This is a genomic window from Paenibacillus sp. FSL H7-0943 (assembly GCF_037963265.1).
GTDB classification, from domain to species: domain Bacteria; phylum Bacillota; class Bacilli; order Paenibacillales; family Paenibacillaceae; genus Paenibacillus_AQ; species Paenibacillus_AQ odorifer.
Map to the genome: position 1 here is coordinate 4,135,958 of NZ_CP150148.1, position 16,892 is coordinate 4,152,849.

General features: G+C 43.3%; 13 protein-coding genes and 1 other annotated feature. Of the genes, 4 read left to right on the plus strand and 9 right to left on the minus strand.

Translation table 11 applies throughout. The features are described 5' to 3' along the window. Positions 1-1,259 precede the first annotated feature (1,259 nt). The gene (locus NSQ55_RS18020) at positions 1,260-2,999 is read right to left on the minus strand and encodes an ABC transporter ATP-binding protein (RefSeq protein WP_076218623.1); all 1,740 of its coding nucleotides are present in this window, start codon (positions 2,997-2,999) and stop codon (positions 1,260-1,262) included. Then, on the minus strand, positions 2,996-4,732 hold the full coding sequence (locus NSQ55_RS18025) for an ABC transporter ATP-binding protein (RefSeq protein WP_076179894.1): 1,737 nt from the start codon (positions 4,730-4,732) through the stop codon (positions 2,996-2,998). The genes NSQ55_RS18020 and NSQ55_RS18025 overlap by 4 nt, the downstream gene beginning before the upstream one ends. 150 nt (positions 4,733-4,882) lie before the next feature. Here NSQ55_RS18025 and NSQ55_RS18030 point away from each other — a divergent pair, with 150 nt between their 5' ends. Next, positions 4,883-5,752: a LysR family transcriptional regulator gene (locus tag NSQ55_RS18030; RefSeq protein WP_076182582.1), complete on the plus strand. Its 870-nt coding sequence runs from the start codon at positions 4,883-4,885 to the stop codon at positions 5,750-5,752. Between the two features lie 9 nt (positions 5,753-5,761). Here NSQ55_RS18030 and metG read toward each other — a convergent pair whose 3' ends face one another. Beyond that, on the minus strand, positions 5,762-7,408 hold the full coding sequence (gene metG / locus NSQ55_RS18035; RefSeq protein ID WP_339168387.1) for a methionine--tRNA ligase: 1,647 nt from the start codon (positions 7,406-7,408) through the stop codon (positions 5,762-5,764). Positions 7,409-7,451: 43 nt separating this feature from the next. Continuing rightward, positions 7,452-7,713 (minus strand) — a binding site (T-box leader). Between the two features lie 125 nt (positions 7,714-7,838). Between metG and NSQ55_RS18040 the strand changes: the two genes are divergently transcribed. Then, positions 7,839-8,303 (plus strand): DUF4362 domain-containing protein, encoded by a 465-nt coding sequence (locus tag NSQ55_RS18040; protein WP_339168389.1) that lies wholly within the window; start codon positions 7,839-7,841, stop codon positions 8,301-8,303. Positions 8,304-8,364: 61 nt separating this feature from the next. On the opposite strand, the gene htpG is transcribed toward NSQ55_RS18040, so the two are convergent. Next, the gene (gene htpG / locus NSQ55_RS18045; RefSeq protein WP_339168391.1) at positions 8,365-10,245 is read right to left on the minus strand and encodes a molecular chaperone HtpG; all 1,881 of its coding nucleotides are present in this window, start codon (positions 10,243-10,245) and stop codon (positions 8,365-8,367) included. A 280-nt stretch (positions 10,246-10,525) separates the two neighbouring features. Between htpG and NSQ55_RS18050 the strand changes: the two genes are divergently transcribed. Then, a complete protein-coding gene (locus NSQ55_RS18050; RefSeq protein WP_076179899.1) occupies positions 10,526-10,948 on the plus strand; it encodes a VOC family protein in 423 nt (140 codons plus the stop codon). Here NSQ55_RS18050 and NSQ55_RS18055 read toward each other — a convergent pair. Then, positions 10,919-11,794: a LysR family transcriptional regulator gene (locus tag NSQ55_RS18055; RefSeq protein WP_076127886.1), complete on the minus strand. Its 876-nt coding sequence runs from the start codon at positions 11,792-11,794 to the stop codon at positions 10,919-10,921. The two genes, NSQ55_RS18050 and NSQ55_RS18055, sit on opposite strands and share 30 nt — an antisense overlap. A 121-nt stretch (positions 11,795-11,915) precedes the next feature. Between NSQ55_RS18055 and dapA the strand changes: the two genes are divergently transcribed. Next, positions 11,916-12,812, plus strand: coding sequence for a 4-hydroxy-tetrahydrodipicolinate synthase (gene dapA, locus NSQ55_RS18060; protein WP_076179900.1), 897 nt, complete (start codon positions 11,916-11,918; stop codon positions 12,810-12,812). Positions 12,813-12,962: 150 nt separating this feature from the next. On the opposite strand, the gene NSQ55_RS18065 is transcribed toward dapA, so the two are convergent. The 4 genes from NSQ55_RS18065 to NSQ55_RS18080 all read right to left on the minus strand — a co-directional run bounded on the left by NSQ55_RS18065 (position 12,963) and on the right by NSQ55_RS18080 (position 16,861). Further along, the gene (locus NSQ55_RS18065; protein WP_339168396.1) at positions 12,963-14,351 is read right to left on the minus strand and encodes a DEAD/DEAH box helicase; all 1,389 of its coding nucleotides are present in this window, start codon (positions 14,349-14,351) and stop codon (positions 12,963-12,965) included. 161 nt (positions 14,352-14,512) lie between these two features. Then, on the minus strand, positions 14,513-14,692 hold the full coding sequence (locus NSQ55_RS18070; RefSeq protein WP_339168397.1) for a hypothetical protein: 180 nt from the start codon (positions 14,690-14,692) through the stop codon (positions 14,513-14,515). A gap of 492 nt (positions 14,693-15,184) precedes the next feature. Continuing rightward, positions 15,185-15,757: a phosphate propanoyltransferase gene (locus tag NSQ55_RS18075; protein ID WP_036688383.1), complete on the minus strand. Its 573-nt coding sequence runs from the start codon at positions 15,755-15,757 to the stop codon at positions 15,185-15,187. A 138-nt stretch (positions 15,758-15,895) separates the two neighbouring features. Continuing rightward, entirely contained in the window at positions 15,896-16,861 is a 966-nt protein-coding gene (locus NSQ55_RS18080) for a membrane dipeptidase (protein WP_339168402.1), read from the minus strand. Positions 16,862-16,892: the final 31 nt, after the last annotated feature.

Genomic DNA, 16,892 nt, shown 5'->3' on the forward strand with positions numbered 1-16,892 from the left:
ACGTATCGGACCGAGGCGCCCTTATTTCGCAAATTCATGCCTTTTTCCACTCCGTTCGGACTCAGCTGCAGCTATTGTGCCATATCCGCTCCTTTTTCCTGCAATTTCAGCTAGATAAGTGCTATGCAGTCCGTTACTTTGGGAAAAGGCGCCAAAAACACAATTTAGGTGCAATACGGTCCGCAAGGCTAAACAAACTACTTTGGAACGGTAAACAAATTACTTTGGAACGGTAAACAAATTACTTTGGAACGGTAAACAAATTACTTTAGTGACGATGAGCTAACTACTTTGGAACGCTAAGCAAACGACTTTTTAAGCATTCTACTCCAGAACAGAAGCAATCTACCTTTGGTGGTGGCTGCCATTGCAACGTATCGGACCGAGGCGCCCTTATTTCGCAAATTCATGCCTTTTTCCACTCCGTTCGGACTCAGATGCAGCTATTTTGCCATATCCACTCCTTTTTGCTGCAAATTCAGCCGAATAAGTGCTATGCAGTCCGTTACTTTGAAAAAAGGCGTCAAAAACACCATTTAGCTGCAATACGGTCCGTAAGGGGAAACAAATTACTTTGGTGATGATGAGATAGCTACTTAGGAACACTAAGCAAACGACTTTGGGGACGATGAGCTAACTAACTTTGGAACGCTAAACAAACTACTTTGGGGACGGTGAGTTAACTACTTGGAACGCTAATCAGACTGACGATGAGCTAACTAAATTGGAACGCTAAGCAAACTGTCGATGATTTAACTACATTGGAACACTGAGCAAACTACTTTCTAAGCAATCTACTCCGGATCAGAAGCAATCTACCTTTGGTGGTGGATGCCATTGCTACGTATCGGACCGAGGCGCCCTTATTTCGCAAATTCATGCCTTTTTGCACATCGTTCGGACTCAGATGCAGCTATTGTGCCATATCCGCTCCTTTTTGCTGCAAAATCAGACGAATAAGTGCTATGCAGTCCGTTACTTTGAAAAAAGGCACCAAAAACACCATTTAGCTGCAATACGGTCCGTAACGGTAAACAAATTACTTTGGAATGGTAAACAAATTACTTTGGTGATGATGAGATAGCTACTTTGGAACGTTAAGCAAACTACTTCGGGGACGGTGAGCTAACTACATTGGAACACTGAGCAAACGACTTTGGTAACGGCGGGCTACACCCAAACCAAACAAAACTAACACAACCAAAAAAAGCATTCACCCCCAATTTAGGGATTGAATGCTCTTTTTCTTAATGCAAAGTCTAAGCTGATGCGAACTGACTGTTATATAATCTGGCGTAATATCCACCGCTGGCTAGGAGTTGGTCATGCGTGCCACTTTCGACAATGTCTCCGTCCTTCATGAAAAGAATGAGATCCGATTCTCGAATCGTTGACAAACGGTGAGCAATTACAAAGCTGGTCCGACCAGCGATCATTTTTAGAAAAGCCTTCTGAATCCGTACCTCAGTCAGCGTATCAATACTGCTGGTGGCTTCATCCAAAATGAGCATAGGCGGATCTACGAGCATCACTCGTGCTATGGTAAGCAGTTGCTTTTGTCCTTGCGACAAATTATCTCCTGAGCCACTGATCTTTGTATCATATCCCTCAGGCAGGCGTTTAATGAAGCTATGAGCATTTGCAGCCTTAGCAGCAGCGATGACCTCTTCTTCGGTAGCCTCAGGTTTGCCGTAGGCAATGTTTTCTCTAATTGTGCCGCCAAAAAGCCAGGTGTCCTGCAACACCATCCCGAAATTACGCCGCAGACTGTCACGGGTAATCGTCTTGATATCCACACCGTCAATCTTGATGGAACCCTTATCCACATCATAAAAACGCATAAGCAGATTAACCAGTGTGGTCTTCCCCGCTCCCGTCTGCCCTACAATTGCAACCCGGGTACCTGGTTTCACTTCCAGACTGAAATCATTAATCAGAGGACGTTCAGGATTATAAGCAAAGGATACTTTTTCAAAGGTAATCGTCCCTTGGCTTGTATTCATAATTTTGGCGTCTGTTGCATCCGCTGGTTCAGGCGAGAGGTCTAGAATGGCGAAGATCCGCTGCGCTGATGCCGTTGCCGATTGAAGCTGCGTAATCACACCTGTAATTTCATTAAACGGCTTAGCGAACAAGTTGGAGAAGATCAAAAAGCTGGACAAATCCCCTACCGTCACAAGCCCGCGAATCACCATAACACTACCGATCATCGCGATAACAGAGAAGGTAATATTATTTACTAACCGTGTTGTCGGATTGGACAAGGAACCGTAAAATTGTGATTTCACACCAGTCTGGTACAAAGTCTCGTTTCGTTCTTCAAACTGGGTCAGTGCACGGTCTTCATAATGATAAGCTGTGACCACTTTTTGTCCGCCAATCATTTCCTCCACGTATCCGTTGAGACCGCCCAGAATTTTAGCCTGCTCCTTAAACATCTTCTGGGAGCGCATCGTAATGAATCTTGCCACAAAAAATGTAACGGGTGCTGACAGAAGAACAACTAGGGTCATTAAAGGACTAATGTACAACATAAGTACAATTGCCCCCACGATAGTGATGATCCCCGTGAGCAGTGTTGAGAAGCCTTGCAGCAGTCCATCAGAGACCGCATCCATGTCATTAACAAACCGGCTGATGCTGTCCCCTTGCGGGTGGTTATCATGAAATTTTAGCGGCAAAACATTTAATTTATCAAAAAGCTCCCGCCGTAAGTCATATACAGTCCGGTAGGCAATTCGATTAGTCAGGTAGGTAAGAAGCCATCCGAAAAAGCTGCCGACAATATACACCCCTGCCAGAATCAAAAGCAGTCTAAGTACGGCGTCAAAATCAACCTCTCCCGGCCCGATCATAAAATCGATGGCGCTACCGATGAGCAGCGGGCCAATTAGACTGGCAATCACACTAAGTATTGCGCAGATTACTGCACCTATAGCTATTTTTTTATAATGCCCTGTGTATACAATAAGTCTTTTCCAAATGTTGTTTTTGTTCATTGGCCCGACTCCTCACTTGATAGCTGGGACAGGCAGATTTCTTTATACTCCTCACAACCACGCATCAGCTCCTCATGGGTTCCGACACCGGCGATCCGCCCTTCCTCAAATACCATTATTTTATCCGCTTGTCTTACAGTGCTTACCCTCTGCGAGACAAGGAGTACGGTCATTTCCTGGCTGCTCTCTTTGAGAGCCTTTCGAAGTGCCGCATCTGTGGAGAAATCCAGCGCACTGGAGGAGTCATCCAAAATAAGAATCGATGGCTTTCCTACTACTGCACGAGCTATGGTTAAGCGCTGCTTTTGTCCACCGGATAAATTTAATCCCCCACGAGATACTTGCGTATTCAACCCTTCGGGTAATTTACGTATAAACTCCTCCGCTTGAGCAATAGAGGCTGCCTGCATGATTTCTTCCTCAGTTGCATCTTCCTTGCCCCAACGTATATTCTCAGCGATCGTTCCTGTAAACAGCACAGCTTTCTGCGGTACAATCCCGATCTTCTCACGAAGCTGATGCAGCTTATAATCTCGGACATTCACACCATCCACTTTTACTTCACCTTGCACCGCATCATAAAAACGAGGGATCAAATTCACAAAAGTAGACTTACCTGAACCCGTACTGCCAATCAGGCCCACGGTCTCTCCGCGATTAATTACTAGAGATATATCCTCTAATGCCGATTCACCTGTCGTATTATACCCAAAGGATACGTGATCGAATTGTATAGCAGGGGCAGCAGGGGCAGGTTCAGCAATCACAGCATTTCCTTCCTCAGACACGGAGACCTTAACACCCAGCACTTCATTCACACGATTAGCTGAGGATGAGGCTTTTGTAAAAATAATAACCAAGTTGGAGACCACTATCAGCGCCAGCAAGATTTGAGTGATGTAATTGATGAAGGCAATGATCTCCCCTTGAGACAATCGGCCCCCATCGATATGAATTCCGCCTACCCACAAAATAGCAATGATTGCCGCATTTACTACAAGTGTAGTCATCGGCCCAAGCAAAGCAGATATCCGCGAAACCCGGATCGCTGTAGTAGTCAAATCATCGGACGAAGCATCAAAACGTTCTTTTTCTGTACGTCTTTTGGCAAAAGCACGAATTACTCGAATCCCCGACAAATTCTCACTCAGTACGAGCGCAAGGGCATCCAGCTTCTGCTGGTATTTTCGGTACAAAGGAGCACTGCGGGTGATAATAAAATATAAAATAATGCCAAAAACCGGTGTTGCCGCTATTAGAATCAGCGATAATCTAAAATCCAAAATCATGGACATTAGGATAGCCCCGATGCAGATAAACGGCGCACGAATAACTAGACGAATTAGCATAGCCACAGCAATTTGCAGCTGGTTTACATCATTGGTAATCCGATTAATCAGTGTAGGCGTACCTAAGGTATCCAGCTCAGCATACGACAAAGATGTGATATGTCTAAACATCTTATTGCGTAGTGTCGTACCGAATCCCTGTGAAGCCCGGGCTGCATAGTATTGGCATACCATGGAGCAGCCGAAGCCAAGCAGTGACATCAGCACCATTAGGCCACCCATGCGGTAAACATAGGCGCTGTCATGATTACCAACCCCGTTGTTGATGATCAATGCGACAATGGTAGGCAAAATCAGCTCCAGAATCGCTTCCATCAGTTTGAAGATCGGTCCAATGATCGCTTCTTTTTTGTACGGCTTTAAATATACTGCAATTTTGAACAAATTCATCCACACCCAACATAAGAAGTATTTAACCACTTGAAATATGTATAAGAACAGTTATGATTATGGCATATCTACTCACATATTAATAATATTGGATTCGTATCGCTCCCATACGATTAGCATATCTCAAGTTCGGAGGATTTTTATATGGATATTAGACAACTTAAATATTTTATGGCGATAGCTGAGGAAGGGCAGATTACATCTGCAGCCAAAAAACTGCAAATGGCCCAGCCTCCGCTGAGCCAGCAGCTAAAGCTCCTAGAGGAAGAACTCGGTGTAAAGCTAGTGGAACGAGGTCCACGCAGCGTGCAGCTCACTGAAGCTGGAGCCATATTGCGGGACCGTGCCCAACAAATCCTGGAGCTGGCAGATTCCACTGCCCGTGAGCTCACTGATTTTGTCAAAGGTTTAAAAGGAACCCTAGCCATTGGTACTGTTTCTTCCTCTGGAGCTACGTTGCTTCAAGATCGGCTATGTGAGTTTCACAAAACGTATAGAGGTGTGAAGTTTGAGATTCATGAAGGAAATACCTTTAGAATCATTGACCTCCTGAATAAAGGTATTGTCGAAGTCGGGATTGTTAGGACACCCTTTAATGGTACAAATTTAGAATGTCTTTACACACAAGCTGAACCTATGATTGCCGTAATGACACCTGAGTATGACTGGAAAACGGATGAAAACTTTATTGAGATCGGTGAGTTAAAGGATAAGCCGCTTATTATCTACCGCCGTTTTGAGCAGCTTATCCGGGAAACATGTCTTGAGAACGGCTTTGATCCGCTGATTTTCTGTATGAATGATGATGCTAGAACAACACTGCTCTGGGCAAACGCTGGTCTTGGCATTGGAATCATCCCCAAATCCGCTTTCGAATTAACGAGTAACCGTAATTTGATCTATAAAGAAATCAGTAGTGAATCACTACGCACGCGGGTCGCCGCCGTCTGGATTAAGGATAAATACTTATCATCATTGGCTTCCAAGTTTATTGAAAGCTTCAGGAATGGATAAATACCAGCTCTATTTATTCACTTGCTGTTGATCTAGCCTATCCTCTTCTTCTTTAATACGGCTAATATCAATTCGTTCAAACAATAATTGTAAATCAGTAACCTGTTGGTAAGGGGGCACCGAGCAAGGCTGCCAATTCGGTAGTTCTAACGACAGGAACCCCCTGATCTTGTCACAAGAGAACGGTAGAAACGGATGCAACAAATTCGCTAAGTTCGCAATAATCTGCACACATGTGTATATTGCAGAATCACAAGAAACCTGATCCTCTTTTATCTGTATCCATGGTTTTTGCAGATCGAAATACTGGTTTGCCTTGCGCACATAAGAAAAAATAAACTCCAGCGCATCTTTTAGATTCCCAGCCTCAATAAGCCGTCCTGATTCCAGATACAAGAGGTCGATATTGTCCTTCCACCCCTTATCTAATTGCCCATTTGGCACTTTCCCTTCATAAAACTTATCTACAAAAGCCAATGAACGGTTCACTAAGTTACCAAATGCTCCAAGCAGCTCTCCATTATGGCTATAAATAAACTCTCTCCAGGAAAAATCCGTGTCCCGCTTCTCAGGTCCATTGGCAATTAAGAAATAACGAATAGAATCTGGCTGATACCGCTCTAAAATATCAGGTACCCAGACCGCCCAATTTCGGCTAGTGGAGAATTTCTGCCCTTCAAGGGTTAAATATTCGCTAGATATAATCCTGTCCGGTAAATGCAGACCTCCTGCTCCTAATAACACAGCCGGCCATATTAAAGTGTGAAATGGAATATTGTCTTTACCATGCACATAATAAGCGGTAATCGCCCCTTTTTCCTCTAACCAAAAATCCTCCCAGTTTCCTCCGGACTGTGCAGCCCACTGCTTACTGGCTGATAAATAACCACTTACCGCCTCAATCCAAACATAAATTTTTTTATCTTCAAATCCAGCCACAGGAACATCTACACCCCAAGACAAGTCTCTTGTTACCGCGCGGTCCTGCAGCTCTTCTTTTAAATAACGTTTAGTCAGTTTTATAGCGTTTTCTCTCCAAAATTGTGCTTCCTCTACATATTCCGTTAATTCAGACTGAAAATTAGATAAGCTAAGATAATAATGTTCTGTCGGCCTTTCTGTTGGTGTATTCCCACATAATTTGCAGACTCTGTCTAACAAATCGGCAGGATCTAGAATCGTAGAACAATAATCACATTGATCCCCTCGCGCCCGCTCACCACATACCGGACAAGTCCCTTCCACATATCTGTCTGGCAAAAAGCGCTGATCCACCTCGCAGTAACATTGCGCAATGGTTTTTTTATATAAATGACCATTCTCTAGCAGCTTTGTAAACAACGCTTGCACAACCTTATGATGCTGCTGTTGATCCGTTCGAGTATATAGATCATAACTAAATCCCAGCTGTTCAAAACACTTCAGAAACTCTTCATGATATCTGCTTGCAAAAGCTCCCGGCGTAATCCCTTCATTCGCAGCCTGAACTGCTACGGGTGTGCCATGGCAATCACTGCCTGATACATATAATACGTTATCCCCTTTGGAGCGAAAATATCGTGCCAGCACATCCCCAGGCAACACACTTGATAATCTCCCCAGATGTAAAGATCCATTCGCATACGGCCAAGCGCCACCTATAAACACATTACTCATTAACCTTCTCCTCCTTTTTTAGACAACAAAAAAACTCCCATCCACAAAGGACGAGAGTTCTACTCACGTGTTACCACCTAATTTTATAAATGCCTCATGACATTTACCTCTTCAGGTACGACGTTAATTAACGTTTATACCCTAGCACTGTAACGGATGCAGGTTCCGGCGCAGCCTACAACCCATAAGGTTTCGATGCGCAGCTCTGAGACCATATTCCCAAGGGTTTTCTTTACTCCTTTTCAGCGACCGGAGCTCTCTGTTGAAAGAATTGCCGTGGTACTCTTTCTCTTCTTTGCTTTTACATATTCAAGTTAGAGAAAATAATACTCAATTTGTTGTTTATTGTCAATGTTAAACATCAAGCTCACTGTAACTTTTCCAGTTAATCTCCGTCTTTTATATAAATACGTTACAAGGAGGTCCCTCAGTGAAAAAAGTAAATTCACTTATACTCTCTGTTCTTTTACTAGAAGGAGTATGGGGTTGTTCCGATCATAAAGTTAATTCTGTTCCCAAAAGTGAACCCTATACTTCCAAAGAAGCCATCAGTAGAGGGGATATTGTTTCTTTTGAAAAAGTGTACAACCTAGATAAATTCGAGAAATTTATAACTAATCTCTCCAGCAAAAAAGCAGACAATATACGCGTTACAAGTTACACAGATGAAGGCGATCCCATATTTAAGGATTTGAAGTTTGACGGTAACGTGATTAATTATAGCTACGATACCTCTAATGATGCATTCGGTGGAAGCAACACAGGAATCAGAACCGATACCTGCTCCGAAGTCACAAGTAAAAAAAGCACACAAGATGAAATTATCTATTCGATCAGCGGTTGCACAAATAATGACTCTGGTATTGATTACTACCTTTTTCGCACAACAAAATGAAATGCTGAAATAAAAAAGACCACCCAATCATAATACAATTGGATGGTCTCTGTACTTCATATTATTTCATGATTTTGCAAATATCATTGGTGAATTGAACAGGATCACTAACCTGTAGACCTTCGATCAACAGGGCTTGGTTGTACAGCAGGTTCGTATATAAACCGAGCTTTTCTTTGTCGTTCTCTGCTGCCGCCTTCAAGGACTGGAACACTTCGTGATGGATGTTGATTTCGAGTACCTTATCCGCTTGCACCTCTTGGCCATTCGGCATCGATTTCAGGATTTTCTCCATCTCGATTGTCAGTTCACCTTCGGCAGAGAGACATACCGGATGAGTCTTTAAACGTTTGGAAGCTTTAACATTTTTCACTTTGCCGGACAGGATGTCCTTCATCGCTTCAAAAAGCTCCTTGTTTTCGTTCTCTTCCGCTTCCGTTGGCTTGTCCGCTTCGTCGGCTTCGATCCCCAGATCTCCGCTGGATACGGATTTAAATTCTTTTTCCTTATAAGACTGAATCATCTTGATCGCAAATTCATCAATATCATCAGTGAAGTAGAGAATTTCATACCCTTTATCCGATACAAGCTCGGTTTGCGGGAGCTTCTCGATTCTGTCGATCGACTCTCCGGAAGCATAGTAGATATACTTCTGATCTTCTGGCATTCTTGAAACGTATTCGTCCAGCGTAACCAGCTTCTTCCCCTTAGAGGAATAGAACATCAACAAATCTTGAAGGGTGTCTTTGTGCATCCCATAATCGTTATAGACACCAAACTTAAGCTGTCTACCAAAAGCATTATAGAACTGCTCATATTTCTCTCTTTCATCCTTCAGCAGGCTTTGCAGTTGGCTTTTCACCTTGTTCTTAATGTTCTTAGCGATCAGAGTCAGCTGACGGTCATGCTGGAGCATCTCTCTGGAAATGTTCAAGGACAGATCCTCTGAGTCCACCATACCTTTTACAAAGCTGAAGTAATCAGGCAGCAGATCCGCACATTTGTTCATGATCAGCACACCGTTGGAATAGAGCTCAAGACCTTTTTCATATTCCTTTGTGTAATAGTCAAACGGCGTATTTTCTGGGATGAACAGGATTGCATTGTACACTACAGCACCATCAGCACTGATATGAATATGTTTAAGCGGCTTATCGAAGCCGTAACGTTTCTCTGCATAGAAGTTATCATAATCTTCTGTAGTCAGCTCGCTTTTGTTCTTGCGCCAGATAGGCACCATGCTGTTTACGGTTTGTTCTTGAATAACTTCTTCGAACTCGTTCTCCGTGCCTTCTTTTGGCTTTTGCTCCTTCACGTCCATTTTAATTGGGAAACGGATGAAGTCGGAGTATTTTTTAATGATAGATTTCAGGCGATATTCTTCCAAATATTCATCATATTGATCTTCTTCCGTATTCTCTTTAATCTTCAAAATCACATCAGTGCCGACAGAATCCTTCTCGACAGTCTCGATGGTATAGCCGTCAGCGCCCTTAGACTCCCATTTAAAGGCCTCGTCACTGCCTAATGCCTTACTGATCACTATAACGTCATCAGCCACCATAAACGCAGCGTAGAAGCCCACCCCGAACTGCCCGATGATGTTGTGGCCATCTTTAGCTTCGTTCTCTTTCTTAAAAGCAAGAGATCCACTCTTCGCGATTGTACCTAAGTTATTCTCCAGCTCCTCTTGTGTCATCCCGATACCTGTATCGGAAATCGTCAAGGTTCTGTTCGCCTTATCGGCGGTCACTTTAATATAATAATCCTCTTTATTGAAGACCAGGCCTTCATCAGCTAATGCTTTGTAATAGATCTTATCAATCGCATCACTTGCATTGGAAATCAGCTCACGCAGGAATATTTCCCGTTGTGTATAAATGGAGTTAATCATCATTTCCAGCAATCTTTTCGATTCGGCTTTAAACTCTTTTTTGGCCATGAATAAATAAATCTCCTTTCAAAATAACCTTCTTATCCAGCACATCGTGATTAGCACTCTTCTTAGATGAGTGCTAATTCTTCTTTTTATATAACATAAACTCATTTTCAATGTCAATATTTACAGCGACTTTCATTAAATAAAGCTGTATTTTGCATACAAATTTAGGATTTGATCGATAAATAACATTCAACTTGCACATAGGATGATTCTATGTTTTAAATAGATTAGATACATAAATTACAAATAAAGGTCTAGCATCTTCTCTGGAGGGATTCAAATGCATGAACAAGCACAGTCCATTGTAAATTCTTCAGCAACAAGTCCCATTAAGAATTTGATTGGCAGTGTATTTATCCCCGTACACGATATTGAAAAAGCCCGTAACTGGTATTGCCAAGTCCTAGGACTCCAAGAAGCAGATCATTCGATTATAAACGGTCATTTATGTCCGTTAACTATGCAAGGAAGCACTGGGATCATTCTGGACACCATGCCCATGTGGGGAGGTTTAGAGCCTGAAGGGGCTCCTCCAATTACAACACCTGCTCTTATGCTTATAACCGATGATCTGCAAGCCTCTTTCAACTATATAAAGGAGCTCGGTGTAAATATAGTAACCGAAATTCAAGATCAAAAATGGTTTGTAGTAAAAGACCCTGATGGGAATAAACTAATGATTTGCAAACAGCATTTGGATTAAAAATTGCAGTGGTTGTGATTTCCACTTCTTAGGGTGCATGAGAAGCTGCAGATCAAAATGAATTTCGGGATGAACAAAGGACAACTCAGCCAAGCTTCCCCGTTCAATTTCTTCCTCTGCCACGATTTTGGGTAACAAAGCAATGCCAAGACCATTCATTACACAACGTTTAATGGCCTCCAGATTCGAAAGCTCAAAACCTATGCGGAATATGATCCCGTGCTCTTTTAACAAATTCTCGAACAAACTCCGGTAAATACAGCTTTCCTCCGAGACTATTAGCTCACAGTTATTCAGATCCTGTAGGGTTACCGTATCCATCTGGGCAAGCGGATGATGAATGGGAGCTATCAAAACAAGCGGCTCATCTCTGACGATCGTACGCTCAAGGATGGAATCCGCAGTGGTGCGATCCAACATTAAGCCTAGATCTACTTCGCCATCTTTTATTTTGGCAAGAAGATTAGCTTCCTGCATCGTTTGCAGATGAATATCCAGCTTCGGAAATTTAGTCCTTAGCTGCTGCAGGTAAGGAGGTAAATAAAAGGCCGCTAAAGAATCTATCGTCCCAATAGTTAACGTACCTCCGATTTGCTGGGCGATGGTTTCTTTTGAACGATCATATAAATCCAAAATCTCCACGAACAGCTTCAATAACTCTTCTCCTGGCGGGGTAAGCCGCAGCTGACGGCCATGCCTCTCTATTAAAGGTACTCCATATTCCTTCTCTATCTTCTGTATCTGCATCGTCACACTTGATTGTGCATATCCCAATTCTTCAGCAGCTCGCGTAAAGCTCTGACGTTTAGCCACCTCGCGGAAGGTTCGTAAATAGGTTAAATCCATTACCTCACCCTAACATCAATATTTTTGATGATCCATATCATTTATTATAGCTAACGACGATGCTACTTTCCATGGTAAAGTGTATGTAGAGGAATTAAAATATTTTGGAGGCCGATAATTTATGCTTACAGAACAACAGATTTATGGAGTTTATGTCCCCGTGGTCACCCCGTTCAATGCTGCTGGTGAAGTTGATTTGGATTCGTATCAGCGTTATGTAAAGAACATTATTAACAACAGCATACAAGGTCTGGTCGTTAATGGAACCACCGGAGAATCGCCCACTGTAACCGTAAATGAAATGCAGCTTCTAGTAAACACTTCCCGTGAGCTTCTACAATCCACATCAATCCCCTTAGTAGTTGGTACAGGTACCAATGATACAGCCTCTACGGTTGCACGCACGGAAATTGCTGCAAACCTTGGTGCTGATTGTGCACTAGTAGTCGTACCTTATTATAGTCGTCCCTCACAAGAGGGTATCATTGCCCATTTCCGCAAAGCAGCAGAAGTAGGCATACCAATCATGGCTTATGATATTCCAAGTCGTACAGGTACGGCCATGACGGTAGATACTGCACGTACCATCCTAGAAATGAATAATGTTGTCGGTTTAAAAGACTGCTCAGGCAGTACAAAAATGGTTACAGAATTAGTCCGTACAGGTGCTAAACCTGTGCTTGGCGGCGATGATTCCCTCTTTTATGAAATGCTTAGCTGCGGAGCAGCTGGGGGTATGCTTGCTACTGCCAACGTTTTCCCGGCAGAATGCCTTCGTATCTTTGAAGCCTTTACATCTGGTCAAGTGGACTTTGCTAAAGAAAGCTTTGAACAACTACTGCCGATCATCCGCCTATTGTTCAAGGAATCGAATCCCGCTCCAATTAAATGGATGCTTAGCCAAAACGGCCTACTGTCCTCGGATACGCTTCGCCTCCCTATGACTTCCATCAGCGCAGGACTTCAGCAAGAACTGAGCCCCTATGTTCAGGACAATACAATTGAAGCAACCGCATAAATGAAATAACAACAGCCGTTGTACAGTGAGGAACTGTTTAGCGGCTGTTTTTTGTTGTAAATTATCAGGACATAAAACATAAAAAACCATCAGATTTACTCTGACGGTTTTTTTATTTTTACTATAGAAACGATACGCATTCAAACTAACTTATCTGCTGCTCGTTTTTTGTCTTCCTTTTGTGAACCACTCGGACTTTGGCTTCAATGGAGGGTTAGACTTAGGTTTTGCTTTAGCTGGTTTAGATGCCGCTGATTTTGTTGCTGCCGGTTTTGTTGCCGCAGGTTTAGCAGTTGCTGGTTTGGAATTCGACGGTCTGGAAGACGATGGTCTCGAAGCTGCTGCTTTCGAACCTGACGGTTTCGCCGAACGATCTGTCTTCATTTGCGTTTTACGAGACATCGGATAAGGATGGTCCATAACTTCCGGAATCGATTTTCCAATCAATTTTTCAATATCTTTAAGGAAAGGAAGCTCTTCAGCTTCGCAAAAAGAAATTGCCGTTCCGCTCAATCCCGCTCTGCCTGTACGACCGATCCGGTGCACATAGGTTTCCGGAATGTTCGGTAAGTTGAAGTTGATTACGTGAGACAGCTCATCAATATCAATTCCCCGGGCAGCTATATCCGTAGCTACGAGAACACGAGTCGCACCGCTTTTAAAATTCCGCAAGGCGTTTTGGCGATCATTTTGTGATTTATTGCCGTGTATGGCTTGAGCAGCAATGTTCACTTTAGCCAGATCGCGGGTAACACGGTCTGCACCACGTTTGGTACGAGTAAACACCAAAGCTGAGACGATGGATTTATCCTGTAACAGCAGGTTCAATTGGTTTTGCTTATTTCCGTTCTCTAATAAATAGATCGATTGATTGATTCTATCCGCAGTAGATGACACGGGTGTGATTTCTACCTTCACTGGATTCACAAGCAATGTTTTGATCAATTTAGAAATCTCAGTTGGCATCGTTGCCGAGAAAAACAGAGTCTGCTTCTTCGTAGGCATTTTGGCGATGATTCGTTTCACATCATGAATAAAGCCCATATCCAGCATCCGGTCAGCTTCATCCAGAACTAAAATTTGTACATATTGCAGATCTACACGTTTCTGATTGATCAGGTCGATAAGTCTACCAGGGGTAGCAATAAGAATATCGGCACCTTGATTCAGTGCGCGCTCTTGCACTTTCTGTGACACACCGCCAACAATGGCAGCAGAGCGGATATCTGTATATTGGCTATACGCTTTTATGTTATCAGCAATTTGAATCGCTAGTTCTCTTGTCGGTGTTAAAATCAACGAGCGAATGCGTCGCACATTATTGGATTTGTTAGGGCTCGATTGTTCGCTTAGCAATTGAATAATAGGCACGGAAAATGCTGCTGTTTTTCCTGTTCCCGTTTGCGCGCATCCAAGTAAATCTCTACCCGCTAATACAGCTGGAATCGACTGCTCCTGTATTGGTGTAGGTGATGTATAGTTTTCTTTGCTTAAAGCCTTCAAAATTGCAGGCACAATATTCAGTTCATTAAATGTCATTGGGTCTCCTTAATTTCTAATACATATATTCTTAACAATAAATCCTTTTGTCACGTCATAAACCATAATCATAACACAATAAGTTACATAATAATAGATTTTCTTTATCATCACACCAATTTTCATTAATAATCCATTTCAGGATACCATCCGTTCTACTCTTACAGAAATTTTTTTACTAACCGTAAAATACTCCTTCTCAATTTATCCTGCGGCGTATCTTTTGTTGAGCCTGTTGATCCTGCTGAGACTGCTGAGTCTGCTGAGACTGCTGAGACTGCTGAGCCTGTTGAGCCTGTTGAGCCTGTTGAGCCTGTTGAGCCTGGAGACTGCTGAGCCATCGGACTCAGACGCCCTTATTTTGAAAATTCGTGGATTTTGGACATGCTATCGGACTCAGATGCAGTTATTCACACCTTCGAAGCCCAATTCAGTACAAATATAAGGCAATAAGAGCTATGCAGTCCGAAACCTTGGCAAAATAGATCAAAATGCTGAAATAGCTGCAATACAGTCCGATAAGTACAAGCCGTCGGGTAAACCACGCAAACCTTACAGCACGCAGATCAGCCACGCATTCCTTATAGCACACAGATCAGCCACACAATCCTTACAGCAAGCCGATCAGCCACGCAATCCTTACAGTACGCCGATCAGACACGCATTCCTTATAGTACACAGATCAGACACACAATCCTTACAGCACGCCGATCAGCCACACAATCCCTACAGCACGCAGATCAGACACGCAATCTTTACAGCACACAGATCAGACACGCAAAAAAAGCGGAGGATTTCTCCCCCGCTTCTTATCTTTGCTATAACTATGATGACTATTCTACGATTTCAGCAGTATCGCCGTTGTTGGCACCTGCAGCGTTAGCCTCGTCAGTGTCAATATGCATATCCAGTTTAAAGCTGTCTGATACGCGTGCAATTACGTTCTCCAATACGAGACCACGGTCGCCTCCGAGGCGAACTTTAAGCAATTGCTTATCAGCAATGCCCCAAGCTTCAGCTTCAGAAGTATGGAAGTGAATGTGACGAGCGGCGATGATAACGCCTTGTTCCAATTCTACTTCGCCAGCAGGTCCTTTAAGCGTAATGCCAGGTGTTCCATCAATATTTCCAGATTCGCGAACTGGAGCTTTCACGCCAAGTGCGAAGGAGTCAGTACGGGAAATTTCTAATTGGGAAGCCGGACGAGCAGGTCCCAAAATTCTTACTTTGTCAAATTTACCTTTGCTGCCGATAACTGCTACTTGCTCATTTGCTGCAAACTGTCCTGGTTGAGAGAGGGGTTTGAACTCCGTTAGTTGATATCCTGGGCCAAACAAAGCCTCCACATGCTCTTGCGTAAGGTGAATATGTCTAGCCGACACACCTACGGGTACAGTCTTACTCATAGTAAAGTCACTCCTTGTATTTTCTCTAGTATCTGTACAAGCCATTAACCATTATACATCTTCTTAACCAAAAATAAAAAGCCCCACATCATAACGAGGGCCTTTTTTTCGACAATTCATACTTTTAGAGCAGGATTGTCATGATTTAGACACCTGAGAAGGTAAGTTTGTGCGCAGGTAGGAGACCGCATTCTCATATAACCAACCTTTTACGGAAGCTTCTGGATAGTAACGAAGCAGGTGCTCCGCGAGCTCAGGGTATTTTCCCGGATGCTCCATGTTCTCTACCCAAGTGTCAATGCCGTCAAAATCCGAACCAAACATCATATGCTTCTCGCCACCTAGACTACATACATGATCAATATGCTTTAACAAATCATCCATACGAGCTTTTCCATCATCACATACAAACCACGGATAAAAGGTCAGGCCCATTCTTCCGTCCATTGCAATCAAAGCTTTAATCTGTTCATCATTTAAATTTCTAACATGCCCACAGATTGCTGCGGCGTTCGAATGGGAAGCTATAAACGGACGTGAGCTTAAGTCGGCTAGCTCCCAAAAACCTGCCTGAGACAAATGCGACACATCAAGCAGCATTCCACTGTCGTTGCACCATTCGATCAGCATTCGCCCTTTTTCCGTAAATCCGCCGTTGCGCTGCTCCAGAACACCGTCCGCTGCCCAATTGGCATAATTCCAAGTGATTCCCAAAAACCGCACGCCAAGCTCAAAGCAGAGCTGTGCATAAAACAAGTTCCCTTCTAGACCGTCTACACCCTCCAGAGAGAGCATTCCCCATGGGGATGTTCCAGCTGTTCGTTTTCCTACCTCCTCCTTCCAACGCAGCCACTGAAGGCTCTCTGTGCCTATTATTTTTTGCCGGAACAAATCAATTTGTCCTAAAACATTCTCAAAGCTAGGTCTTCCTCTACTTGCCGAAAGGTATATTGCAAAAATCTGCAATTCCACACCGCCCGCTACCAGCCGCTCTCCGGTAACATCCAGCCGAGGATCATTCTTAAAATCCATATCTGGTGATGCTTGCATTTTACTCAGCACATCACAATGAAAATCCGCAACCTGTAGCTTATCGGTTCTCATCCCAAGCCCTCGCTTTCATGCAGCCCTATTC

What these genes read in the sequence shown, in the direction of transcription:
- NSQ55_RS18020 (WP_076218623.1), bottom strand. Translation starts at nt 2,999, where the DNA reads ATGAACAAAAACAACATTTGGAAAAGACTTATTGTATACACAGGGCAT.
- NSQ55_RS18030 (WP_076182582.1), top strand. Translation starts at nt 4,883, where the DNA reads ATGGATATTAGACAACTTAAATATTTTATGGCGATAGCTGAGGAAGGG.
- metG (WP_339168387.1), bottom strand. Translation starts at nt 7,408, where the DNA reads ATGAGTAATGTGTTTATAGGTGGCGCTTGGCCGTATGCGAATGGATCT.
- htpG (WP_339168391.1), bottom strand. Translation starts at nt 10,245, where the DNA reads ATGGCCAAAAAAGAGTTTAAAGCCGAATCGAAAAGATTGCTGGAAATG.
- NSQ55_RS18050 (WP_076179899.1), top strand. Translation starts at nt 10,526, where the DNA reads ATGCATGAACAAGCACAGTCCATTGTAAATTCTTCAGCAACAAGTCCC.
- NSQ55_RS18055 (WP_076127886.1), bottom strand. Translation starts at nt 11,794, where the DNA reads ATGGATTTAACCTATTTACGAACCTTCCGCGAGGTGGCTAAACGTCAG.
- dapA (WP_076179900.1), top strand. Translation starts at nt 11,916, where the DNA reads ATGCTTACAGAACAACAGATTTATGGAGTTTATGTCCCCGTGGTCACC.
- NSQ55_RS18065 (WP_339168396.1), bottom strand. Translation starts at nt 14,351, where the DNA reads ATGACATTTAATGAACTGAATATTGTGCCTGCAATTTTGAAGGCTTTA.
- NSQ55_RS18070 (WP_339168397.1), bottom strand. Translation starts at nt 14,692, where the DNA reads ATGGCTCAGCAGTCTCCAGGCTCAACAGGCTCAACAGGCTCAACAGGC.
- NSQ55_RS18075 (WP_036688383.1), bottom strand. Translation starts at nt 15,757, where the DNA reads ATGAGTAAGACTGTACCCGTAGGTGTGTCGGCTAGACATATTCACCTT.
- NSQ55_RS18080 (WP_339168402.1), bottom strand. Translation starts at nt 16,861, where the DNA reads ATGAGAACCGATAAGCTACAGGTTGCGGATTTTCATTGTGATGTGCTG.